General features: G+C 43.4%; 26 protein-coding genes and 4 tRNA genes. 11 read left to right on the plus strand and 19 right to left on the minus strand.

From position 1 onward, the window contains the following. From tuf to HY035_08285, 11 genes are all read right to left on the minus strand, one after another. A partial coding sequence (tuf, locus tag HY035_08235; protein MBI3378370.1) for an elongation factor Tu occupies positions 1-130 on the minus strand: 130 nt, incomplete at its 3' end. Between the two features lie 119 nt (positions 131-249). Continuing rightward, positions 250-322 (minus strand) — tRNA-Thr (locus tag HY035_08240). A gap of 117 nt (positions 323-439) precedes the next feature. After that, positions 440-514 (minus strand) — tRNA-Gly (locus tag HY035_08245). A 105-nt stretch (positions 515-619) separates the two neighbouring features. After that, positions 620-704, minus strand: a tRNA-Tyr gene (locus HY035_08250). 1 nt (position 705) lies between these two features. Next, positions 706-781, minus strand: a tRNA-Thr gene (locus HY035_08255). A gap of 168 nt (positions 782-949) precedes the next feature. Next, entirely contained in the window at positions 950-1,678 is a 729-nt protein-coding gene (rlmB, locus tag HY035_08260) for a 23S rRNA (guanosine(2251)-2'-O)-methyltransferase RlmB (GenBank protein MBI3378371.1), read from the minus strand. Positions 1,679-1,722: 44 nt separating this feature from the next. Continuing rightward, complete coding sequence (gene coaBC / locus HY035_08265; GenBank protein MBI3378372.1) at positions 1,723-2,931, minus strand: bifunctional phosphopantothenoylcysteine decarboxylase/phosphopantothenate--cysteine ligase CoaBC; 1,209 nt, start codon at positions 2,929-2,931, stop codon at positions 1,723-1,725. Further along, positions 2,900-3,298 carry a DNA-directed RNA polymerase subunit omega gene (gene rpoZ, locus HY035_08270; protein ID MBI3378373.1) on the minus strand — a complete coding sequence of 133 codons (399 nt, stop codon included), beginning with the start codon at positions 3,296-3,298 and terminating at the stop codon, positions 2,900-2,902. The genes coaBC and rpoZ overlap by 32 nt, the downstream gene beginning before the upstream one ends. Further along, positions 3,299-3,964, minus strand: coding sequence for a guanylate kinase (gene gmk, locus HY035_08275; protein MBI3378374.1), 666 nt, complete (start codon positions 3,962-3,964; stop codon positions 3,299-3,301). Continuing rightward, positions 3,948-4,232 (minus strand): DUF370 domain-containing protein, encoded by a 285-nt coding sequence (locus HY035_08280; protein MBI3378375.1) that lies wholly within the window; start codon positions 4,230-4,232, stop codon positions 3,948-3,950. The genes gmk and HY035_08280 overlap by 17 nt, the downstream gene beginning before the upstream one ends. 238 nt (positions 4,233-4,470) lie before the next feature. After that, positions 4,471-5,325, minus strand: coding sequence for a YicC family protein (locus HY035_08285; protein ID MBI3378376.1), 855 nt, complete (start codon positions 5,323-5,325; stop codon positions 4,471-4,473). A 277-nt stretch (positions 5,326-5,602) separates the two neighbouring features. Between HY035_08285 and ilvC the strand changes: the two genes are divergently transcribed. The 9 genes from ilvC to HY035_08330 all read left to right on the plus strand — a co-directional run bounded on the left by ilvC (position 5,603) and on the right by HY035_08330 (position 14,563). Further along, positions 5,603-6,616 carry a ketol-acid reductoisomerase gene (gene ilvC, locus HY035_08290; protein MBI3378377.1) on the plus strand — a complete coding sequence of 338 codons (1,014 nt, stop codon included), beginning with the start codon at positions 5,603-5,605 and terminating at the stop codon, positions 6,614-6,616. Further along, on the plus strand, positions 6,613-7,266 hold the full coding sequence (locus HY035_08295; protein MBI3378378.1) for a phosphatidylserine decarboxylase family protein: 654 nt from the start codon (positions 6,613-6,615) through the stop codon (positions 7,264-7,266). The genes ilvC and HY035_08295 overlap by 4 nt, the downstream gene beginning before the upstream one ends. A gap of 36 nt (positions 7,267-7,302) precedes the next feature. Next, positions 7,303-8,031: a CDP-diacylglycerol--serine O-phosphatidyltransferase gene (pssA, locus tag HY035_08300; GenBank protein ID MBI3378379.1), complete on the plus strand. Its 729-nt coding sequence runs from the start codon at positions 7,303-7,305 to the stop codon at positions 8,029-8,031. Beyond that, a complete protein-coding gene (locus HY035_08305) occupies positions 8,028-9,530 on the plus strand; it encodes a 2-isopropylmalate synthase (GenBank protein ID MBI3378380.1) in 1,503 nt (500 codons plus the stop codon). Before pssA ends, HY035_08305 begins: the two co-directional genes overlap by 4 nt. Positions 9,531-9,565: 35 nt before the next feature. Then, positions 9,566-11,062, plus strand: a complete 1,497-nt coding sequence (locus HY035_08310; protein ID MBI3378381.1) for a B12-binding domain-containing radical SAM protein — start codon at positions 9,566-9,568, stop codon at positions 11,060-11,062. A 107-nt stretch (positions 11,063-11,169) separates the two neighbouring features. After that, the gene (gene leuC, locus HY035_08315; protein MBI3378382.1) at positions 11,170-12,429 is read left to right on the plus strand and encodes a 3-isopropylmalate dehydratase large subunit; all 1,260 of its coding nucleotides are present in this window, start codon (positions 11,170-11,172) and stop codon (positions 12,427-12,429) included. Beyond that, positions 12,426-12,887 carry a RidA family protein gene (locus HY035_08320; GenBank protein ID MBI3378383.1) on the plus strand — a complete coding sequence of 154 codons (462 nt, stop codon included), beginning with the start codon at positions 12,426-12,428 and terminating at the stop codon, positions 12,885-12,887. The genes leuC and HY035_08320 overlap by 4 nt, the downstream gene beginning before the upstream one ends. 54 nt (positions 12,888-12,941) lie before the next feature. Further along, positions 12,942-14,249 (plus strand): ribosome biogenesis GTPase Der, encoded by a 1,308-nt coding sequence (gene der, locus HY035_08325; GenBank protein ID MBI3378384.1) that lies wholly within the window; start codon positions 12,942-12,944, stop codon positions 14,247-14,249. A gap of 149 nt (positions 14,250-14,398) precedes the next feature. Next, positions 14,399-14,563: a hypothetical protein gene (locus HY035_08330; GenBank protein ID MBI3378385.1), complete on the plus strand. Its 165-nt coding sequence runs from the start codon at positions 14,399-14,401 to the stop codon at positions 14,561-14,563. Between the two features lies 1 nt (position 14,564). On the opposite strand, the gene HY035_08335 is transcribed toward HY035_08330, so the two are convergent. Next, the gene (locus tag HY035_08335) at positions 14,565-15,497 is read right to left on the minus strand and encodes a 16S rRNA (uracil(1498)-N(3))-methyltransferase (protein ID MBI3378386.1); all 933 of its coding nucleotides are present in this window, start codon (positions 15,495-15,497) and stop codon (positions 14,565-14,567) included. A 302-nt stretch (positions 15,498-15,799) separates the two neighbouring features. Between HY035_08335 and HY035_08340 the strand changes: the two genes are divergently transcribed. Beyond that, a complete protein-coding gene (locus tag HY035_08340) occupies positions 15,800-16,267 on the plus strand; it encodes a hypothetical protein (GenBank protein MBI3378387.1) in 468 nt (155 codons plus the stop codon). 289 nt (positions 16,268-16,556) lie between these two features. Continuing rightward, entirely contained in the window at positions 16,557-16,736 is a 180-nt protein-coding gene (locus HY035_08345; GenBank protein ID MBI3378388.1) for a hypothetical protein, read from the plus strand. Between the two features lie 16 nt (positions 16,737-16,752). Here the strand turns inward: HY035_08345 and dnaJ are convergent, their stop codons facing one another. From dnaJ to HY035_08380, 7 genes are all read right to left on the minus strand, one after another. Continuing rightward, on the minus strand, positions 16,753-17,850 hold the full coding sequence (gene dnaJ / locus HY035_08350) for a molecular chaperone DnaJ (GenBank protein ID MBI3378389.1): 1,098 nt from the start codon (positions 17,848-17,850) through the stop codon (positions 16,753-16,755). A gap of 85 nt (positions 17,851-17,935) precedes the next feature. Beyond that, a complete protein-coding gene (gene dnaK / locus HY035_08355; protein ID MBI3378390.1) occupies positions 17,936-19,852 on the minus strand; it encodes a molecular chaperone DnaK in 1,917 nt (638 codons plus the stop codon). Next, complete coding sequence (gene grpE, locus HY035_08360) at positions 19,853-20,596, minus strand: nucleotide exchange factor GrpE (protein ID MBI3378391.1); 744 nt, start codon at positions 20,594-20,596, stop codon at positions 19,853-19,855. It abuts the gene before it with no gap. Between the two features lies 1 nt (position 20,597). Then, complete coding sequence (hrcA, locus tag HY035_08365; GenBank protein ID MBI3378392.1) at positions 20,598-21,632, minus strand: heat-inducible transcription repressor HrcA; 1,035 nt, start codon at positions 21,630-21,632, stop codon at positions 20,598-20,600. A gap of 88 nt (positions 21,633-21,720) precedes the next feature. Further along, a complete protein-coding gene (gene speE / locus HY035_08370) occupies positions 21,721-22,557 on the minus strand; it encodes a polyamine aminopropyltransferase (GenBank protein MBI3378393.1) in 837 nt (278 codons plus the stop codon). A gap of 171 nt (positions 22,558-22,728) precedes the next feature. Further along, a complete protein-coding gene (locus HY035_08375; protein ID MBI3378394.1) occupies positions 22,729-23,892 on the minus strand; it encodes a type III PLP-dependent enzyme in 1,164 nt (387 codons plus the stop codon). A gap of 244 nt (positions 23,893-24,136) precedes the next feature. After that, positions 24,137-24,280, minus strand: a 144-nt coding sequence (locus HY035_08380) for a hypothetical protein (GenBank protein MBI3378395.1), incomplete at its 5' end; no start/stop codon positions are given.

Here is a 24,280-nt window from a genome sequence, read left to right on the forward strand (position 1 = left end):
ACTGCGCCTGTCCCTTGAATGACAGCACTTTGGTTATTGCTGCCGTCAGTGTGGTCTTGCCGTGGTCTACGTGCCCTATCGTCCCTACGTTGCAATGCGGCTTCGTCCTCTCAAATTTTGCCTTCGCCATTATTGCCTCCTTTATACACAAAGTTTAAAGTGAAAAGTTAAAAGTTTTAAGACCTTTTTCAGCTTCTTCAACTCTCAACTTTTAACTCTTAACTTCTAACTCTCAGTTAATTTTCCACAAGCCCATGACCGGGATTGAACCGGTGACCTCATCCTTACCAAGGATGTGCTCTGCCAACTGAGCTACATGGGCAACCAACCAAAGTTAAAAGTGAAAAAATACAAATTAAAAGTTTCAAAATAATCTCTCCATAACTTCTAACTTTTAACTCTTAACTTCTAACTGCGAATTTTACGAAGTAAAATTCGCTGGAGCGGGAAACGGGATTCGAACCCGCGACCCTCAGCTTGGAAGGCTGACGCTCTACCACTGAGCTACTCCCGCACATAAAGTTAAAAGTGAAAAGTTAGAAGTTAAAAATTTAAATCCTAATCCTTACCTTAAATTCTCAACTTTTAACTTTCAACTGTTAACTCCAGTAAAGTTTACTGGTGGAGAGGGGAGGATTTGAACCTCCGAAGGCAGAGCCGGCAGATTTACAGTCTGCTCCCTTTGGCCACTCGGGAACCTCTCCGTGGAGCCACCGAAGGGATTCGAACCCCCGACCTGATGATTACAAATCAACTGCTCTACCAACTGAGCTACGGTGGCGCTCTCAGCTAACCCTGTAATTATATTGTCAAAAAACACAGAGCAGAAAAAGACAACACTTCACCTGCTCATTTTTTTATAACTGAATAATATAAGGCATGTAGTATAGCATGGTCAATTGTTGAAATTCAAGGATAATTGAAGTTATCTGGCTTTTTCTCGCCAAATCTAATTTTTTCTAACTCTTTGCCGTAAAACTTCAAACATAAGCACAGCGCCGGCAACCGAAACATTCAAGGAATTAACCCTGCCCCTCATTGGGATACTGACAACAAAATCACACTTTTCAGATACTGTCTTTCTTAAACCTCTGCCCTCTGAACCGATGACAAGACCGGCAGGCACACTGAAATCAACATCCCATGGCATATTCCCTGAGCCGCTTTCAGCTCCTATTATTGTAATATCTCTTTCCTTCATTTCAGAAATTGCATGTTTTATATTACTTACCTGTGACACCGGTACATACTCGACCGCGCCTGCAGATGCCTTTGATACAGCAGGGCTTAATCCTGCAGACCTGTGTTCCTGCACAATCACTCCATGCACGCCTGCTGCATCAGCAGACCTTAAGATCGCACCTACATTTCCGGGGTCCTCTATACAGTCAAGGATTAGAAAAAACGGGATTTCGTTTTTCTTTTCAGGGATATTAAGGAGTTCGTAAAGATCCATATATCCTTTTTCAGAAACCTTTACTGCAATCCCCTGATGCCCCTTGGGAAATCTCTCATTAAAAAAAGCAACGTCAACTATCCTGAGAGCAATCCCTCTGCTCTCTGTTTCTTTTTTTATAAGGAAAAGCTTCTCATGCCGTCCTGAGGAGATATAGACCTCTTTTATATTCCTTCGTGCTCTCAATGCCTCAAGAACAGGATTTAAACCATATATCCACATAGAATTTAGTTGTAAAGTGTCCTCTCAAAGATTTTCCTGTTAGGTCAGGACTTAGCCTGTTTTTTCATGGCATCTGAAACAGCATCCAGTATTGCCTCCGCAGCATTATCCTTTGTCGTCAGAGGCAATGACAGTTCTTTATTTTTTGTTATAATCGTTATCTCATTTGTATCTACATCAAAGCCGGAACCAACTGCCGTAACATTATTAAAAACAATAATGTCTGCATTTTTCTGTATGAGCTTTTTCTTTGCCCTGTCAAGCCTTCTGCCTGTTTCCGCAGCAAAACCCACAAGCAATGGTCTTCTTTTTAATTTTCCTATCTCTGAGAGGATATCCGGAGTATTCCTGAGATTAACAAGAAGTTTATCGGTTTTATGTATCTTCGTCTTTTCTTTCTTCTCCGGAGAGAAATCTGCCGGAGCCGCAGCCATTATAACAACATCAGTCTCAGTAAGGTGTTTAAACATTGCATCTCTCATCTCCTGCGCTGTCTCCACACGGAAAAATGACTTCAAGCCATGAGGCTGCTCTAAACAGGACGGACCGCTAATCAGTATAACTTCAGCGCCCCTTCTTATACATGCCCTTGCAACTGCATACCCCATCTTGCCGGATGACCTGTTGGAAAGAAATCTTACAGGGTCAAGATATTCGCGTGTCGGCCCTGCGGTTACGATAACTTTTTTTTTAAAAAAGTCTTTCTTGCTGAAGGCTGCTTTTATTGTCTCTATGATTTCACTGACATCAGCCATTCTTCCGATTCCTTCTTCTCCGCATGCAAGGGTTCCCTTGTCAGGACCGGCCTGAATAACGCCATAAGATATCAAACGCCTGAGATTTTCCTGAAAAATAGGATTATCGTACATCCTCCAGTTCATTGATGGAGCAATGACAACTTTCCCTTTAAAAGAAAGGAAGCATGTGCTCAGCAGGTCATCGGCTATTCCATTGGCAAACTTGCCTATTATATTTGCAGTGGCGGGAGCGATTAACATAAGGTCCGCCTCTCTGGGAAGATTTATGTGGGACATGGGGTCGTCAAAAATACCTGAACAGACCCTGTTTTCGGAAGCTATCTCAAGCGACAAGGGGGTAATAAAATTTTTTGAGGCATCAGTCATTATTACAGTAACTGACGCCCCTTCATCTTTCAGTCTTCTGACTAAATCAACAGACTTATAAGCTGCTACCCCGCCTGCTACACCCAGAAGTATCTTCTTATTCTTCAATACCTTCTTCTTGTTTTTCACCGAAAAGCTCTTCAAGCGCCTTCTTGTCCATAGTCTCTTTTTCGTGCAGATATACCTTCAGGTCTTTCTCTAGTTCCGTTAGTTCTTCAGGCGTGGCTTCTCTTCTCTTCTCCTCAAGCAGCCTTCTGTAATCAAACTTCTTTGCCTCTTCTTTTGCTTTTATCGCCTCTTCACCTACGAGAAACTCAAGCTTGCCCTGAGCTGCCTCTTCAATAGCTATGGCAGTTACTTTTTTTGACTTTGTCTGAATCTTTGGTTTAACACCCACAGAGAGTTCTTTAGCCCTCTGTGAAGCTATCATCACAAGCCTGTATCTGCCGTCAATTTTCTTCATATCAATCTCTACTGGAAGCGAAATAATATCCATTTACTGCACCCTCCGCGTTAAAAAATTTTTCTTTGCCCATAATGGATCTATATTATCTGTACGTAACTTTTCCGAAGATATTATAGCCTTCATCTCCTCTATCGCCGTGTCAAACACGGTGTTTATTATAACATAATCATATTTTTTGTATTCCCGTATCTCATCAACTGCCCTTTTAAGCCTTCTTTGTATTTCTTCTTTTGAATTGCACATCCTTTTTTTAAGCCTCTCCTTAAGCGCTCTCAATGAGGGAGGGAGAATAAAAATATAAATACCGTCTTTGTATTTTTTTCTTATCTGTCTTGCCCCTTGCGTATCTACATCAAGTATAACGTCTATGCCCTTATCCAGCATAGCGTCAAGCCTCTTTCTGGAAGTGCCATACAGGTTGCCATGAACCTCTGCCCACTCTATAAATTCATCTCTCCTTGCCATACGCCGGAACACATCTTCCTTTATAAACGTATAATCCCTGTTATTAATCTCCCCGTGTCTCATGGGCCTTGTCGTATAAGAAACGGAATGTTTCAGATTTTGGAGTATTGAACTGCGATTCTGACATGTAGTGGTCTTCCCTGCTCCTGTTAGATTCTGGCACAAAGTAGTCTTCCCTGCTCCTGAAGGAGCGGAGACGATAAACAGCCTCCCCTTATTTTCCCTCTTCATCGGTTTCAGTCTTTCCTTCAAAAAATCTCTGCGTAATGGTCTCAACCTGCAGGGCGCTGAGTATAATATGGTCGCTGTCGGTAACTATTATGGAACGGGTCCGCCTTCCCTCTGTTGCATCCACAAGCTTGCCCTGTTTTCTTGCCTCTTCTCTAAGCCGCTTCATCGGGGCAGAACCGGGAGTAACTATAGCAACAACCTTTGATGCTGTAACTACATTTCCGAATCCTATGTTTACAAGCGCCGGGCCTAAATAACCTTTTTTCATATTCACCCCTAAAAAAGTTAAGAGTTAAGAGTGTAAAGTTAAAAATTATAGAAATGAAAAAACTCTTAACTCTTACTAATCAGTTCATAAGTAAAGACACATAAAACTTTATCCGTCATGCCCGAAGTTTTTAATCGGGCATCCAGTTCCTTAACTGTCTGGATTCCCGCTTACTGACTGCGGGAATGACAAACTATGAGGTTTTACTAACTCGCAACTCTAAACTCTTAACTTCCGTCTATTGTATATTCTGCACCTGTTCTCTTATCTTTTCTATCTCGCTCTTCATCTCTATGATAATATTAGCGATTCTATAATCGCCTGCCTTTGATGCAACGGTATTTGCTTCCCTGTTGAACTCCTGTGTCAGGAAATCCAGTTGTTTGCCTATTATATCACCACTTTGAAGAATTTTTCTGAACTGCTTTATATGGGCATCTATCCTTGTCAGTTCTTCTGTTACATCTCTCTTTTCAATCATAATGGCAACTTCCTGTAAAACTCTGTCTCTGTCATATTCCACGCCCTCAAGAATCTCCCTCAGCCTCTCATGGAATTTAACTTTATAATCCGCAATAACATCAGGCATAATGGACCAAAGGCCTTTGTTGAGAGACTCCACTCTGTCTGCCATATTAGAAATGTCTTCTGCTATCGCCCTTCCTTCTTCGACTCTCATCTTTTCAAGCTGCTCCATCGCCTCATTAAATGCGCCATACAGCAAACCGCTGTCATATTCCTGCCTCCCGGCAAGGAAAAGTTCTTTATAACTTAGAAGTGTCTGTATCTCTATGGCTCCCGGTATTGACAGCCGTGATTGCAAGGCCTTAAGGCTTTCGTATACATCCTTAGCAAGTTCCTCATTGAATTTAAGCCCTGCCTTGCTATCCCCCGCCGATGAAACTGAAACATCAAATTTGCCTCTGGCAAACTTTTCCTTAAGCATCTTTCTCATGGGAATTTCATGCTCGCTCGATAACTGCTGAAGTTTCATGGAAATATCCATAAATCTGTGATTCAGAGAGCGTATCTCCACCCTGAAACCGTTTTTTTCAGCTGAGCCGAATCCCGTCATGCTCTGTATCATAGCCACAGTAAAATATAAACCAGCCGCGATATTTAGTCAAATTAGACTATTAGACTATCATACTAAAGCAGGATGGCATTGTCTTTGAGCGGTTTTATTTTGCAGATATTCAAACATCATATGCTATAAATCATGAGGCAAAATACCTCGGAGGTCGGTACGACCGAGAATGAGCGAAGAGATAATGCCATCCTGCAACCCACTTTTTTGTTTCGTGATAGAAAAAACTTTGCATCTGTAATATAATATATCCCAAATTCAATACCCTATGGAGGAATTTATGATCAAACTTTATTACGATAAAGATGCAAAGAAGAGCGTCCTTAAGAACAAAAAGATTGTCATTGTAGGATATGGCAGTCAGGGGCATGCACATGCCAATAATCTTAAAGAGAGCGGCATGGATGTGACCATCGGCATAAGAAAAGGCTCAAGCTGGGAAAAAGCAGAAAAGGCAGGTTTTAAGGTCCAAACGCCATCAGAAGCTGCAAAGAAAGCAGACATAATAATGATGCTTGTTCCTGATGAATACGCAGCAGACATTTATAAAGAAGAAATCGCCCCTAATATCAGGAAAGGAGCATATCTTGCATTTGCACATGGTTTTAACATACATTTCGGACAGATAGTGCCTCCTCATGATGTTAATGTTTTTATGGCGGCTCCCAAAGGCCCGGGGCATCTTGTAAGGTCAGAATACTCGAAAGGAAGCGGTGTCCCATGTCTTATCGCAATTCATCAGGATCCATCAAAAGATACAAAGGCTGTTGCGCTCGCTTATGCATCAGGCATCGGAGGCGGAAGGGCAGGGATAATAGAGACAACATTCAGAGAAGAAACTGAGACGGATCTCTTCGGTGAACAGGTCGTGCTCTGCGGCGGCCTTACCTCGCTAATTCTCGCAGGTTATGAAACACTTGTTGAGGCAGGTTATTCTCCTGAAATGGCATACTTTGAATGCCTCCATGAGGTAAAGCTTATTGTGGACCTCATACACGAGGGCGGTATATCCACAATGAGATATTCCATAAGCAACACCGCCCAGTATGGAGACCTGACAAGGGGGCCGAGGATAATAACGGAAGAAACCAAAAATGAAATGAAAAAGATACTCACAGAAATACAATCCGGCGTATTCGCAAAGGAATGGATGCTTGAATGCAAGGCAAACAAGCCTGTCTTTAACGCGCTCACCAGAAAAGGCGAAGAACACTCTATAGAAGAAGTAGGCGCAAAACTCAGAGCCATGATGCCGTGGCTCAAAAAAGGCAAGCTCGTAGATAAGTCAAAGGCATGAAACTCGCATCTGAGGGTTATCCTTATATAATAATTTTTGCCGCCACAACAATTGTTGCTTTGTTATTAGGTGGAAAATGGATGGTAATAGCGCCATTCGTTATTACAGTTTTCATGTTTTACTTCTTCAGGGATCCTGAAAGGGAAACCCCGGAAGGAGAAGGGTTTTTTATATCTCCGGCAGACGGCAGGATAATCTTAATAAAAGATGTCTTTGAGAAAGAACACCTAAAGGCTGATGTAAAAGAAATAAGCATTTTCATGTCGCCATTCAATGTGCATGTGAACCGCGCGCCATGCGACGGAAAAATCAAAAACATACAGCACAATAAAGGCAAATTCATGGCTGCATATAAAGACCAGGCATCATTCAAAAATGAAAATATTGAGATGACGCTCGATACAAAATATGGCGATATACTTGTAAGACAGGTTGCAGGCTATGTTGCAAGAAGGGCAGTATGCAGGGCAAATACCGGAGACAGCTTAAAGCGCGGGGAGAGATACGGGATTATCAAATTCAGTTCAAGGCTTGATGTGTACCTGCCAAAAGACACCGCCATTAAGGTAAAATTAGGAGATAGGGTAAGGGCAGGAGAAACGATAATAGGCGTTATAGAAGTTAGAAGTTTAAGATTCAAAAACTCTTAACTTTTAACTCTCAATTTATAACTTAGTTTGAGGTTTATGAGAAAAGGAATATACATATTACCGAACAGCCTGACAATGTGCGGGATGTTCGCCGGATTTTACGCAATACTCGCAGCGCTGAGAGGCGACTACGTCCCCGCTGCATGGGCCATAATGATAGCTGTTGTCTTTGACGGCCTTGACGGCTGGATTGCGCGCCTCACAAACAGCACTACAAGATTTGGTATAGAGCTTGATTCTTTGTCAGACCTTGTATCATTTGGAGTTGCACCGGCTGTAATACTTTACAAATGGTCCCTTTTGGAGTTTGGAAGGATAGGATGGGCAGCAGCCTTCCTCTTTGTGGCATGCGGCGCTCTGAGACTTGCAAGGTATAATGTCCAGATGGGCTCTACTGAAAAAAAATCTTTTACAGGAATGCCCATCCCGGCAGCAGCGTCTGTTGTTGCAGCAACGGTTATCTTCTATAAGGAAATGAACTGGTCCAGTCCAAAAAGCGCTTTCATACTATTCCTCGCCTTCGTGCTGTCAATACTCATGGTCAGCACACTAAGATTTCATGGCGCAAAAGAGCTTGATTTAAAAAGGAGAAAACCTTTCTGGATACTCGTTGCCGTCGCTGTGGCCTTTGCCATTATGATCATGCATCCGGAGATAGCATTATTTGTTTTTGCAATGATATATCTAACTGCAGGCATAATGGAAAACTCATACATTTATTACAAGAAGTTTAAAAACTTACCGCTGACAGAGGGAAAACAATGAGGACAGTAAAAATATTTGACACAACCCTTCGCGACGGCGAGCAGTCACCCGGCGCGTCAATGAACGTTGATGAAAAGATTCAGGTTGCAAAACAGCTTGCGCGCCTCGGTGTTGATATCATAGAGGCAGGCTTTGCAATAAGCTCGCAGGGAGACTTTGATTCAATAAAGAGAATCGGAGATGAGGTTGAAGGGCCTATAATATGCAGCCTTGCGCGGGCAAAAGAGGAAGACATAAAGAGGGCATGGGAAGCATTAAGGGATGCCCGCAAAAAGAGAATTCATACATTTCATTCCACCTCGGACATACACCTTAAATACCAGTTCAAAGTAAGCCGTGAAGAGGCATTAAAGAGGTCTGTTGAAATGGTAAAACTTGCACGGAGTTTCGTTGATGATGTTGAATTTTCGCCGATGGACGCCACAAGAACTGATGTGAGTTATCTCCTTGATGTAGTTGATGCTGTTGTAGATGCCGGCGCAAAAACAGTAAACATCCCTGATACCGTAGGATATGCGATGCCTGATGAATTCGGGAAAATGATAAAGGTAATAAAAGACAGGATTGGAGACAGGGCTGTAATATCCGTCCATTGCCACAATGACCTCGGACTTGCTGTTGCAAACTCCCTTTCTGCGATAATCAACGGCGCAGGACAGGTTGAATGCACAATCAATGGAATCGGAGAGCGTGCCGGAAACTGTTCCATGGAAGAAGTTGTAATGTCACTAAGGACACGCAGGGACTTTTTTAATGCAGAGACGAATATAAATACCGAAGAGATAATCCGATCAAGCAGGCTTGTGACAAAGATAACAGGCATACCTGTACAGCCGAATAAGGCGATAGTAGGAGCAAATGCCTTTGCCCATGAATCGGGGATACATCAAGACGGGCTTCTAAAGGAGAAAACGACATACGAGATAATGAGGCCTGAGAGCATCGGGCTTCAGAGCACAAAACTCGTTCTCGGCAAACACTCGGGAAGACATGCGTTTAAAACAAGATTAAAAGAACTCGGGTATGACCTGACGCCTGAAGAAATCGAAAGCGCATTCGTAAAACTAAAGCATCTTGCTGACCAGAAAAAACATATCTTTGATGAAGACATAGAGGCCCTTGTATCAGAAGAGGTATCAAAGACACCTGAAATATATCAGCTTGCCGGACTTTCCGTTTCAAGCGGGATGAAAAAAGAGCCGAAGGCAGCAATCAGGATGAAGGTTAAAGGCAAGGTTGTAAGGAAAACAGCGACAGGCGACGGCCCTGTAGATGCAACATATAAAGCTATTGCCTCAATAACAAAAACAAAAAGCAGACTCCAGAAATTTGAGGTAAAAGGCATTACCGGAGGGACTGACGCACTCGGAGAGGTTATGGTGTCTCTCGAAGAAAATGGAAAGACCGTCAGAGGCAACGGCGCTGACACAGACATCATAGTAGCAGCGGCAAAGGCTTATATCAACGCCCTGAATAAACTGGTGATGAGGAAGAAATAGTTATCGTAATGTTAACCTAATAACATACATTTATTATGAAAATTCTTCTTGTCTATCCAAAATATCCTGATACCTTCTGGGGCTTTAAATACGCTCTGAAATTCATTTCCAAAAAGGCAAGCCTCCCGCCTTTGGGACTGCTGACCATAGCTTCGATGCTTCCTGCAGAATGGGAGAAAAGGCTTGTTGATATAAATGTTAACCCTCTGAAGGATAAAGACCTCTTATGGGCTGATTATGTTTTTATCAGCGCCATGTCAATTCAGAAAGAGTCAGTAAAAACAGTAATCAGCAGGTGCAAGGCTCTCGGAGTCAAGATTGTTGCAGGCGGGCCGTTGTTCACATCCATCCCTGAAGAGTTTGAAAGGGATGTAGCCCATCTTGTGCTCAATGAGGCTGAGATTACCCTTCCGCCTTTCCTTGATGATTTGAAAAATGGACGACTCAAGCATCTTTACACATCGCATCAACGTGCAAACATGAGAGATACTCCATTCCCGCTATGGGAGCTTGCAGATTTAAAAAAATATGCATCAATGAACATCCAGTATTCAAGGGGATGCCCGTTTGATTGCGAATTCTGCAATATCACTGTGCTGTATGGGCGCGTGCCGCGGACCAAAGAAAAAGAACAGGTAGTGGCAGAGATGGAAAACCTCTACCTGCGCGGATGGAAGGGCGGTTTATTCTTTGTTGATGACAACTTTATCGGCAATAAGGTGAAGTTAAAAAAGGAAGTCCTTCCTGCAATCATCGAATGGATGGAAAAAAGAAACCGCCCGTTCACACTTTCTACTGAAGTATCCATCAACCTTTCTGATGATGAAGAACTTATACATATGCTGGTTAAGGCAGGGTTTAACACGGTCTTTATTGGGATCGAGACTCCAAATGAAGAGAGTCTGGCTGAGTGCAGCAAGATTCAGAACAAAAATCGTGACCTCATAGCCTGTGTCAAAAAAATCCAACGTTCAGGGTTAGAGGTCCAGGCAGGATTTATCGTTGGGTTTGATAAAGATCCGGCCTCTATCTTTGAACGGCTTATTGTATTTATCCAGGAAAGCGGAATTGCTACTGCAATGGTAGGGCTGCTGAATGCCCCTCACGGCACTAAACTCTACCACCGTCTAAAAAAAGAAGGCAGATTGTTAAGCGCAGCATCAGGAGACAATACTGATTTTTCTATAAACTTCAAACCGAAGATGAACCATGAAACGCTTATCAGCGGATATAGAAAAGTCGTTCACACTATTTATTCTCCCAAATATTACTATGCACGGGTCAAAAAATTCTTGAAAGAATATAAGCCGATGCAGGCAAAAACGTTTCATTTCAGGTTCAGTCATCTTGAAGCGGGTTTCAAATCCATTTTCCGCCTGGGGATAATAGGAAAGGAGAGAATCTATTACTGGAAGCTTTTTTTCTGGTCTTTGTTCCGCCGGCCCCGGCTTTTTCCGCTTGCAATTACCCTTACGATTTATGGATTCCACTTCCGAAAGATTTTCAAACGCCGCCTGCCGGGTCTTCAATAAAAAATCTTATTTAAAATACTCTCTACCTCTCGGAACGTTCCTCCCTTGTCAATCATCCCAGAGTAGAGATATAATAGTTTTCTAAATCTTATTGTTTTGGAGAAGATATGACTATCACGGAAAAGATATTCTCAGCACATGCAGGCAAAAAAAAGGTTGAGCCCGGAGAACTGATTAATGCAAAGGTTGATTTAATTCTTGCAAATGACATTACTGCGCCAATAGCAATACAGGAATTCAAGAAGATCGGAGCAAAGGATGTTTTTGACAGAAACCGCATCGCCCTTATCCCTGACCATTTTGCGCCGCAGAAAGATATAAAAGCTGCCGAGCAGTGCAAGATGCTCCGCGATTTCTCAAAAGAATATAATCTCGGCCTTTACTTTGAGATTGGCAGAATGGGAATTGAACATGCATTGCTTCCGGAGCAGGGGCTTGTCGTTCCCGGAGACCTCGTAATAGGCGCTGACAGCCATACGTGCACTTACGGAGCATTGGGCGCATTCTCAACAGGAGTTGGCTCAACAGATGTTGCATCCGCAATGGCAACAGGCGAGTGCTGGTTCAAGGTTCCTGAGTCAATGAAATTTATATACTACGGCAAACTCAATAAATGGGTCGGAGGAAAAGACCTTATACTTCATACGATAGGCGATATCGGAGTTGACGGAGCTTTATACATGGCAATGGAATTTGAAGGGGAAGTTATAAGCAGTCTTCCGATGTACGGAAGGCTGACAATGTGCAACATGGCTATCGAGGCTGGAGGCAAGAGCGGGATAATCGTTCCTGATAAGATTACAAAAAAATACGTAAAAGGAAGGGCAAAGAGGGAATTTAAATTATACAAATCCGATAAAAACTCAAAGTATGTTGAAACCAGAGAATACGACTGTTCAAAGATACCGCTGACAGTGTCCTGCCCTCACCTTCCGTCAAATACAAAACCAGCCGCTGAACTGTTTGAAGTTGCAATAGATCAGGTTGTCATAGGCTCATGCACAAACGGAAGGCTTGAGGATTTAAGAGAGGCTGCGGAAGTGATTAAAGGCAGAAAAGTTAATCCTAATGTAAGGCTGATAGTTATTCCTGCAACACAGCAAATATACAAACAGGCTATGAAGGAAAAGCTGCTTGATATATTCATTGATGCCGAGGCTGTTGTATCAACACCGACATGCGGGCCGTGTCTCGGCGGGCATATGGGAATACTTACAAAAGGCGAAAGAGCGCTTGCAACAACCAATAGAAACTTTGTAGGCAGGATGGGACATCCTGAAAGTGAAGTATATCTCTCAAACCCGGCAGTTGCCGCGGCATCAGCAGTTCTCGGAAGGATTGGGACTCCTGAGGAATTAGGATTATGATGACACCCGAAGAACGGCTGAAACAACTCGGCATTGAACTGCCGGATGCGCCAAAGCCTCTCGGCTCATACGTCCCGCTTGTCAGGGCAGGCAATCTCGTTTTTCTAAGCGGAATACTGCCTTTAGTCGAAGGCAAACTTACAAGAGAGGGGCGTGTCGGAGAGAAGGTGACTGTTGATGAGGCAAGGGAAGATGCGCGCACAGCAGCGATAAACGCCCTTGCAATTTTGAAAGCAAATCTTGGAACCCTTAATAAAATCAGGCGGTGTGTAAAGATAACGGGCTATGTTTCATCAGCGCCTGACTTTACGGAACAGCCGAATGTCCTTAACGCTGCTTCTGATTTAATGTTTGAGATATTTGGAGAACTGGGAAGGCATGCGAGAGCGGCAGTGGGGGCAAATGTCCTTCCTCTTAATTCACCTGTTGAACTTGAATTTATCTTTGAGGTCTCGTAGCTGAAAATCTGACTGTGCTGTATTTGGTGTAAAATTTAACAATCGGTAAATTCTATGGCAAGACCTTATGTTGTAATTGTTGGAAGGACCAATGTAGGCAAATCTACCCTCTTTAACAGGATGGTCGGTTCTTCTGCGGCTATTGTTGAAGATGTGCCTAATGTAACCAGAGACAGGAACTATATGGAGGCTGTATGGGAAGACAAGGCATTTATTGCAGTTGACACAGGAGGATTCTACACCGAGCCCTCAGAGGACATCTCAAAGCAGATGAAGGAACAGGCAGCGTTTGCGATTGAAGAGGCAGATGTCATAATACATCTCCTTGACGGCAAAGAAGGGCTTACGCCTGCTGACATTGAACTATCAAAAACATTACGGGCTTCAGGCAAAAAGATATTATGGGTTGTGAACAAGATAGACACACCTAAAAGAGAAGAGAGGCTTTATGATTTCTATGCCTTAGGCGCTGATGAACTCCTTCCTGTATCAGCTGTCACAGGTTATGAATTCGGAGAACTCATGGACAGGATTGCCTCACTTCTGCCTCAATTAAGCAAAGAGGAATCAGCCTACCCGCGGATTGCTGTTGTCGGAAGGCCTAATGTAGGCAAGTCAACGCTTGTAAACGCGCTCCTTGGCAAAAAGAGGATGATAGTAAGTCCTTTGCCGGGAACTACGCGGGATGCCGTTGACTCTGTCTGTTCATACTATAAAAATAAGTATCTGATAATTGATACAGCCGGAATAAGGAAAAAAGGCAAACTCGGATTTTCTATTGAAAGGTTTTCAGCGGTAAGAGCAATGCGGAGCATAGAGAGATGCGACATTGCTCTCATAGTTCTTGATGCGTCGGACGGAATAACGGAACAGGACCAGAAAATTGCGGGCCTTGTTGAAAGCTGCGCAAAGGGCGCCATATTCCTCCTTAACAAATGGGACCTTGTGCACGAACCTGAAACTGCCTATAAAAAAATTGTTCCGGAACTGCAGAGAAAAATGTGGTTCTTAAATCATGCGCCGGCAATTTCAGTGTCAGGCATGGAAAAGAAGAGGATAACAAAGATATTTCCTGTAATTGATGAAATAATTGCTGAAAGAAAAAAGAGGATACCAACACCGGCGATAAACAGATTCATAAAGGACGTTACTTCAGGCGTCCCTCTGTCTCTGTATAAAGGCAGGCAGGTAAAAATTCCTTATATGACCCAGATAGGAACAGAGCCGCCGGCATTCGTAATTTTCAGCAACTATCCGGCAGGAATAAAAGATTCATACATAAGATATATCGAAAAATGCCTCAGGGAAAGATTCTCTTTCAGAGGCACACCGGTAAGAATATATAAGAAATTAAAAAAATAAGTTAAAAGTTAAAATGGATCTCTATTTCTTGTCATTCCCGCCTGTCGGGAATCCCTCTGGAAGAAAGATTCTGGACAAGCCAGAATGACAGAATATGGGAACCTGTAACAAACTACAGGGAATAATCAAGTTGAAGGAGAATTAATTAGATGCAGGATCTTGTCGGGAAAGATGTAGAAGTTTTAGCCTTGGAAACTACCTACAAAGGCAAGCTTATTGAAATCGGAGAAACAGAAGTTTACCTTCAGGCTGAGTCAGGCTGGATAGTTATACCTGTGGAAAATATAATCTCTATAAAAGAAAAAGAAGACTGAGCTAAATATCTCCTAATAAAAACTGAATAAGCGCCACTGCTGAAATTGCCGCTGTCTCTGCCCTGAGTATACGTTTACCCAAGGATACAGTAATCAACCCTTTAGAGACTGCGAGACTAACTTCCTCCTTTGAAAATCCGCCTTCAGGGCCAACCAAGACAAAAAGTTGAGAGTTTTCTGAATGCTGAATGCTGACGGCTGACTGCTTTATTGCTTCCTTCAAAGGCAATCCGCCCTCTTCCCAGAAGATAAAACCCTTTATTGTTTCCCTTGTGTCATTGCGAGCCCCTTCGCTCTTGTCATTGCGAGCAGAGCGAAGCAATCTCGTTTTATCGCTCAGGGCAGGCTCCGGCGAAGCAATTACACCTTTAAAGATTGCGGCGCCTGTTCCGAACCTGTTTTGAGATTGCTTCGTCTCACTTTGTGAGTCTCGCAATGACAGGTGAGGAATCTCACTCCTCGCAATGACATCTTGAGCAAGCAGTGAATTAAACTCCATCGGCTCATGCACAACAGGGACTATTGTCCTTCCGCTCTGCTTTGACGCCTCTTCTGCAATCTTTCTCCACCTGTCAACTTTTCTTGTATGCCTTATCTGGCTTCTTTCTGTAATGGCCGGAATGATTTCTTTAACGCCGAGTTCTGTCGCCTTCTGGACAACCACATCCATCTTCTCTCCTTTGAGAATCCCCTGAACAAGTGTCAGATTAAGAGGCGATTCAGCATTGAGAGAAATCTGCTCTAACAAATCTATGACTATTTTTTTATTTTCAATCCCTGCAATTTTGGATTTATAGAGGCTGCCCTCGCCGTCAAAGACCTGAAGCTCATCGCCTGCGCGGCACCTCAGCACGGATATAAGATACCGCGCCTTTTCACCGGATAAGGTTATCCTGTTTCCCTTAATCTCTTCTTTTTTCAATATGATTCGCATACAATCCTCACGTCATTCCTGCGAAAGCAGGAATCCAGATGAATAAGACGACTGGATTCCGCATCAAGTGCGGAATGACAATAAAAAAATTTCTGACTTGCCAACTCCACCCTATTAATTCTTTTGGAATGTATTATATCCCTGCAAAAGAGAGATTGACAAGAAAAAGCTGGATTGATAGAATTCTTGTGATTGCAGCGAATTGGGATATCTGCATTGCGTCTATCCCCCCATTTTGGCGGTGTATGCGCAATTAATTGCGGATGTGAAGAAGTTAGCAGCTATAGTCGCCAAGGGAACTTATGAGTAAACCACCGATGAATAGAAGCCTCTCATGGCTACTTGATGATGCCATTTTTTTGTACAAAAATGGACGTAAATATGGTTCTATCCTTTTGCTTCTTTGCACTGTTGATGCGCTGGCCCGAGAAACAAACCCAAATGCCAAGGTTGGAGAAAGATTCGAAGCATTCCTTAAATCAAAAATGCGTCGCAAAGGAAGACCTCAGATTCACAACATATCTGTTCCTAAGTTTAATCAGTTCTTCTCCTTTGAATACATTATTTATAAATTTCTTCGTTGTCCATTGGTTCACGAAGGTAGCCGACTTGAAGTAGATGATCCTGCTGAATTTGCTGTAAGGTTAGATTGGGATACAATTCCAAACGGATTGTCAGTGGACACAGTAAACAATTGTGTTATTCTCGGTGGTGAGTTGGTTTTTAACCTCCTTACTGACGCCGTTCAACATGAACTGCAAAACAGTTGATTGAAAGAGTTGGCGACTACATCGGATAACAAGCGGCGTACACGTTCGTGTAGCCACCGAACGTTATCCTGAATCTAACGCTGAGAAAGGCAGAACAGAAAAATGGGCTATGGCAAGTTTAAAAGTGAAAATAGCGGACAGCGCCCGCTTAAAAAGGAGATTGCCCGAAAATGATTAAATGTGACGGCTCTATTTTTTGAAGCCTGTAATAAAGAGTCGCAGCCCACAGAAGCAATTAAATGAAGGAAAGTGATAATATAAAAATATACCGGATAAAGGGAGGCATAAAATGGAAACGTTAAAACAAGAGGCAATAAAAACAATTTCAAAATTGCCTGAGACAGCAACCATCGACGACATAATGTATGAACTTTTCGTTGTTGATAAAGTCAAGAAGGGCAGAGAAGCAGTTGAACGCGGAGAATCAATCACTATTGAAGAATTAAAAAGAGAAATGCAGTCGTGGTAAATTGAAATAAGGGAAATTACGTCTTCATCCCTGCAAACAGGTCCTTCAGCTTTTCTTTGAACCCCTTTGAAACCTCATCACCGTTTATCTTTGCAAATTCCTCAAGTATCTCTTTTTGCCGCGAGGTAAGGTGTTTCGGGACTTCTATATTCACAATCACAATCTGATCGCCGCGCTGATGGCTTCCGATTCTCGGCATCCCCTTGCCCTTAAGATGAAATGCCTTGCCTGAGGGCGTGCCCTGAGGAATCTTTAAATTTGTAACGCCGTCAATTGTTGGAACTTCAATCTCAGCGCCGAGCGCGGCATGAGGAAAAGAGACAGGCACTTTACAGTATAAAGTCATTCCTTCTCTCTTAAAGAACTGATGTTCTTCTACATTAATAAATATATACAGGTCGCCCGGAGGGCCTCCATAAAGTCCAAGTTCTCCCTCTCCTGACATTCTTAGCTTTGAATCCGTATCAACACCGGCAGGAATCCTGACGTTTATCTCCCTGTATCTTTTAATCCTGCCCTGTCCTTTGCATGGTTTACACGGGTCTGTGATAATCCTGCCTTCGCCATGACACTTGCCGCATGTCTTGGAAACACTGAAAAAACCCTGCTGAAATCTGACTTGTCCTGAGCCTTTGCAGTTAGGGCATGTTGCCGGCGCTTTTCCCGGCGCTGCGCCTGTTCCTTTACAGTCAGCACAGTTTTCCCATCTTGGAATCTCAATATTTTTTTCGGCGCCGAATGCCGCTTCCATGAGTGTTATATCAAGGTCATATCTAAGGTCATTGCCCTTTGCAGGCCGCTTTCTTCGCTGTCCTGTAAAGGTGCCGAAGAAATCTCCAAAGAGGTCCTCAAATACATCGCCAAACCCTGCCCCGAAAGGACTGAACCCTGCGCCCATGCCCTCGGCTGTCCCGAACCTGTCATAGTTAGACTTTTTGTCAGGGTCGGAGAGACATGTGTATGCCTCATTTATCTCTTTAAATTTTTCCTCGGACTCTTTATTGCCCTGGTTTCTGTCCGGATGGTGTTTCATAGCAAGCTGTCTGAAGGCTTTCTTTAAATCAGCCTCAGAAGCATCTCTTGATACACCAAGGATTTCATAATAATCTTTCATAGTTATAAGTTGAGAGTTAAGAGTTGAGAGTTAAGAGTTTTAAGAAATAGCCAATCTTTCACTTTTAACTTTCAACTTATAACTTTTAACTTCCCTTCTTGTCTTTATCTACATCCTCAAATTCAGCTTCAACAACATCTTCTTCCGAAGGTTTTGCGCCTGAGGCTCCTGCTCCGGCAGCTGCCTGCTGGTCTCCGGCTGCTTTATATATATGCTCCGCAAGTTTGTGCGATGCCTTCATAAGGCTTTCAACAGAAGACTTTATCTCAGAAGCATCAGCGCTTGAGTCCTTTGCCTTCCTGCACTTTTCAAGAGCAGCCTCAATATCCTTCTTCTCAGATTCGTTCAGCTTGTCTCCGTATTCCTTCAGAGATTTCTCCACGCTGTATATCATCGTGTCAGCTTCGTTCCTGGCCTCTGCGAGCTGTTTCTTATTTTTATCTTCTTCTCCATGGGACTCGGCATCACGCGTCATATTTTTCACCTCATCTGCGCTAAGCCCGCTTGAAGCGGTTATCCTTATTGACTGTTCTTTTCCTGTGCCGAGGTCTTTGGCAGACACGTGAAGTATCCCATTTGCATCAATATCAAAAGTTACTTCTACCTGCGGAATTCCTCTCGGCGCAGGCGGAATGCCTATAAGCTCAAAGTTTCCAAGCAGCTTATTATCCGACGCCATTTCTCTTTCACCCTGGCATATCTTGATTGTAACAGCAGGCTGATTGTCTGATGCTGTTGAGAAGGTCTGGCTCTTTTTGGTCGGGATTGTAGTATTCCTTTCTATTATCTTAGTGAATATTCCGCCGAGCGTTTCTATGCCGAGAGACAGAGGCGTAACATCAAGTAAAAGCACCTCTTTGACGTCTCCTTTCAGCACTGCGCCCTGTATTGCCGCTCCGACAGCGACAACCTCATCAGGGTTAACTGTCCTATTGGGCTCCTTCCCGAAAAAGCTCTGAACAGTCTGCTGAACCTTTGGCGTCCTGGTCTGTCCTCCGACAAGAAGAACTTCATCTATATTTGAGGCGGATAAATTTGCATCGTTAAGCGCATTCTTGCAAGGCCCTGTTGTATTTTCTATGAGATCTCCTGTAAGCTGCTCAAATTTCGCCCTTGAAAGTTTCATCAAAAGGTGCTTCGGGCCTGTTGCGTCCGCTGTAACAAACGGAAGGTTTATCTCTGTTTCCATTGCAGTTGAAAGGTCAATCTTGGCCCTCTCTGCGGCTTCTTTAAGCCTCTGCAAAGCCATTTTATCATGCTTGAGGTCAATGCCCTGATCTTTCTTAAACTCTTCCACCATCCAGTCAATAATCTTGATGTCAAAATCATCTCCGCCCAGATATGTATCGCCGTTTGTAGACTTAACCTCAATTACGCCTTCTCCTATTTCAAGAATGGATACGTCAAACGTGCCGCCGCCTAAATCATAAACAGCAATCTTTTCTTCTTTCTTCTTATCCATGCCGTAAGCCAAAGAGGCGGCTGTCGGTTCGTTGATTATCCTTAGGACATTAAGCCCTGCAATCTTCCCTGCATCCTTCGTAGCCTGACGCTGGCTGTCATTAAAATAAGCAGGCACTGTTACAACAGCATCGGTCACAGTCTCTCCGAGATAATCTTCCGCAGACTGTTTGAGTTTCTGGAGTATCATTGCCGATATCTCAGGCGGCGAATAACGCTTGCCTCTTATCTCAACATGCGCATCTCCATTAGGCGCTTCAACTATCTTATACGGCAGCCGCTTTTTCGCATGTTCAACTTCAGGCGTGTTGTATTTTCTCCCCATCAGCCTCTTTATTGAAAATATCGTGTTTTCAGGATTTGTAATAGACTGCCTTTTTGCTATCTGTCCTACAAGCCTCTCGCCCTTCTCTGTAAATGCAACTACAGAAGGCGTTGTTCTCATTCCCTCCTGATTCGGGATAACTACAGACTCTCCGCCCTGAACAACTGCAACAACAGAATTCGTTGTGCCCAGGTCTATTCCTATTGCCTTTGCCATTTATGCTTCCTCCTCTATGTTTTCTTTTTCTGTGTTTTTTTCTTGACTGACGACTGACAGCTGACTGCTTTCAGCCAGCTTTTTCGATACGGCAACCAATGACGGCCTTAATACCTTCTCTCTGAACATGTAGCCCTTTCTGAATTCTTCCACTACCATATTTTCATCAATATCATCCCTCTCCACCTGAGTCATCGCATGATGCAGCGAAGGGTCAAACATCTTGCCTGATGCGTCAATCGGCGAGAGTCCGAATTTATCAATCACCCTGAGAAACTCCTTAAGGGTAATCTCCACTCCCTGCGCAAGCCCTCCGCCGCCCGTAGCGGATGCTGTATTATTTGACGAGTGCTTCATAGCCATCTCAAGGTTATCAATAACAGAAAGCAGTTCATACAGCAAGGATTCATTGCCGTATTTTATTAATTCTTCCTTGTCTCTTGCGACCCGCTTCTTGTAATTATCAAATTCAGCGTACAACCTCAGATACCTGTCCTTCTCCTTCCCAAGCTCCTCTTCAAGATTCTGTTCTAACTTTCCTGCTTCCGGAGCGGCGCTTTCGGGTGTCTCTGCCGCAATACAATGCTCAGCCTCTTCCTGTCCGCCCTGGTTGCCTTTGGCGCTGCCGGAGGCAGGTAACCCTAAGACGGGTAAATCCGGCTCATGAAACTCCTCCGCCTGAGGCGGAGGAGAATTATCCTCTGTCATATTTTCCTCTATCTTTTTCTTAGCTTTATGTCTCAACTCATTTCCCCTCTATCACCTTTGTTATGAACTTTGAAACTATATCAACCATCGCTATGGTCTTTGAGTAATTCATTCGTGTCGGGCCGATTACCCCGACACTGCCGACAGGCCTGCTGCCTTCTTTGTAAGTTGCCGCCACAATGCTGAACCCTTTCATCCCTGCCAGAGAATTTTCAGAACCTATTATGACCTGAACTTCGTCTTTGGCGGATTCTGAAAACTTATCAAGCAGTTTTATAATCAGGTGTTTGTCCTCCATGGCCCTTGAAATCTCTTTTATCTTCTCAACATCCGAAAAATCAGGCAGTCCGAGGACTTCTGTAAATCCTGAAATAAATATATTCCCGGATGGAGACGAAAGCACCTCTCTGCATATCCTTATGGCCCTTGAGATAAGGGTGTCGCATAATATCTTTTCCTCGGACATTTCCCTTACTATTTTGGTCCGGATATCGTTAAGGTTAAACCCGTAAAACTCAGAATTAAGGTATGAGGCTATCCTGTTAAGATCGCGCTGCGTCAAATCAAAATCAACATCCACAACCTTATTCCTCACCAGCCCTTCATCCGTAAAAAGGACCGTCACCACATGGTTTCTTCTATGTTTTAACAGCGTAATCCTGTTAAATGTCGCTGAACCTGACTTGGGAGAAAGCGCCACGCCGAGGTAATGTGAAAAATTGGACAGCCTCTTTGTTGCCTCGCTGAGCAGGACGTCTATATCGTTTTTAATGGACTCAAGCTCTCTGGTAATCTCATTGAAAAACGCCCGGTTATCATACTGCTGTTCATGAGAACACAGATAATCAACATAAAATCTGTAGCCTTTATCCGTAGGCACCCTTCCCGCAGAGGTGTGAGGCTGTCTGAGAAACCCCAGCTCTTCAAGGTCAGACATTATATTTCTTATGGAAGCAGGCGAGAGGCTGAAGGCATACTTCCTTGTGATAAACCTTGACCCTACAGGGTCCGGATTATTTATATAGCTCTGAACTATCGCACAGAGCACTTCTCTGTCTCTTTCATCAAGCATATCTGATACCTCACGCCGGTTAGCACTCTCAACAGGAGAGTGCTAATAATTTATCAGGAAATAGATTCCCGTGTCAAGATGTGGCAGATTACCATTCAAGCTTCCTCTGCATCAGCCTCTCATACATGCCCTTCGGAAGAAAAGCCTGCTGGTGTATCTCATCACTGTAGTATTTTGTATTTACCTCAAACTTTCTCCTCATATCACGCGGGGAAAGGCCTTTTGAAGCAACGGAGAAGGTCCACCAGTTGCCGGCATAAGTTGCAATCGGAGCAGTATATATGTCAACCACGGGGAACACCGCCTTCATCGTCTCCTGAACCTCTATGACAATGTCCTTATGAAAATGGAGAGATTCTGAAAGGGTAACATAAAACCCGTCCTTGGTCAGACAATTCTTAATAGACGAAAAAAACTCCTTCGTAAAAAGACTTGTGGCAAAGCCGACTATATCCGTTGAATCAACTATAACAGCGTCAATGTCGGAATCCCGTCCTTTTATAAATTCGGCTCCGTCCATGCATTTTATCTCCACACGAGGATCGTCAACATCACAGGCAACCTCCGGAAAGAACTTTCTGGATACGTTTATCACCTCTTCGTCTATTTCAATAAAATATACCTTTTCCACTGTCTTATGCTTCAGGACTTCCCTGACAGCGCCTCCGTCTCCTCCTCCGATAATAATCACCTTCCTGGGAGCGGGATGCGCATGAAGCGCGACATGCGTGAGCATTTCATGATAGAAAAACTCATCTCTCTCGGTTATCTGCACTACACCGTCAAGGATAAGCATCTTGCCGAAATGAGGATTCCGGATAACCATAATCTCCTGAAACTTGCTCTTCCCGTTGTAGAGAATATTTTCAACCTCATAGGTATACTGAATAGGCGCATACGGATCTTTTTCATAAAATCTTATCATCTTTTCCTCCTATAATTTAAATCAGTGTTAAGTCATGCCTTTTTTCATGTTATTCCTGCGAAAGCAGGAATCCAGAAAAACAAAAAACTGGATTCCGCATCAAGTGCGGAATGACACATCACTTCATACTTATGCTACTGAATAGTTCACTTGACCCTGTCCACTGACACTTTATATCAAAATAGTCTTCGGTATTGAAAACCCGTTAAACTCTGATGCATAGGATATTGTATATGCCCCGCCTGAAAGTATAAGAATAAGCCCGCCTGTTTCAGGCTCAGGCAGGTTTACATTTTTGTCAATAACATCAAAGCTGTCACAGCTCGGGCCTGCCACTGTCCATTTTTTCTTGTGCCTTGCCTGCCTTGAGGTCTCAACGATATAGCTGTATTTTATGCCGCCGACACTCTCCATCAGGCCGTTAAAGACTCCGACGTCAATATGAAGCCAGTTGTCATCTCCCCTGTTTGCCTTGCCTATCACAGAGGCTACAAATATGCCTGCATCTCCTACAACGGCCCGGCCCGGCTCTATAATTACTTTTACATCCCGCGGAAATTTCTCGCGGATGAGCTTGTCTATGTTTTTCTCAATGGCGTCAACATCAACAACATTCTTTGTATATTTTATCGGATACCCTCCTCCGATATTCAACAGGCTCAGCTTTATGCCTTTCTCTTCCGCAATGTCCCATAAAGCCCTTGCCTTATCCAGAGCGCTGTTCCAGTTGTAAATATTTGTGCACTGCGACCCAACGTGAAAGGTAACGCCGACAGGATTAAGCCCTTTGTTACGCGCATAAAAAAGCAGTTCCGCAGCTTTATCAATCTCAACTCCGAATTTCTTGCTCAGCGGCCATTCGCTTCCTTCATTAGGCACTGAAAGCCTCACATAGACATTGCAGCCCGGCAAGAATCTCGCCATCTTATCTGCTTCATCTTCAGAGTCATACGCAAAATAATTTACCCCGTATGACGCCGCCATCTTCAAAAACTTAAAGGTCTTTACCGGATTGCTTGATATGATTCTTTCAGTCTCCACGCCTATGGATGAAAGCAGCTTCAGCTCGCCCTCTGAGGCTATCTCAAAGCCCATATTAAGTTTATCCGCAAGCTTGATTACCTCAATATCGGGATTTGCCTTAACAGCATAAAAGACCTTTGAATTCCGTATGTTCTGCCCAATAAGTGAGGCTTTTTCTTTTACCTTTTCCCTGTCCATAAGAAGAAACGGAGTTTCGATATTTTTCCTGTCAAGGTATTTCAGCGCCTTAAACAGCGTGCCTTTGGAAACAATATCAGTATGGTATTTTTCTACTTTAAAGGTCCTTGGCATGGAAACTCCAATTTAGTCATAACGTCATTGCGAGGGCATAGCCCGTGGCAATCTCACAGCGAGATTCCTTCGTTTCACTCGGAATGACAACCCCTTTTTTTTGCAAAGTTCATTATAAAACATATTTCAATTTTTTATACAATTATTTTTCGGTATTCTTACTGATAAATCCGGCAGGTTTTTATCTCATTAAAAAAATCTAATTATCCAACACCTCCCTAATCCTCTTCAAAAGCACATGAGGCTAAGCAGGTTTTGATATGAAGTTCAGCCCCTCTTCAAGTATCCCCTTTTTGTGTATGAAGTCAGCGGGATAACCGCTTGAAAAAAGCGCCTTTATGTCAGGCCTTATCTTCTTTGCCTCTTCGTAAACTCCTTTGCCGTTTAT

This window comes from Nitrospirota bacterium, assembly GCA_016195565.1.
Classification (GTDB): domain Bacteria; phylum Nitrospirota; class Thermodesulfovibrionia; order Thermodesulfovibrionales; family UBA1546; genus UBA1546.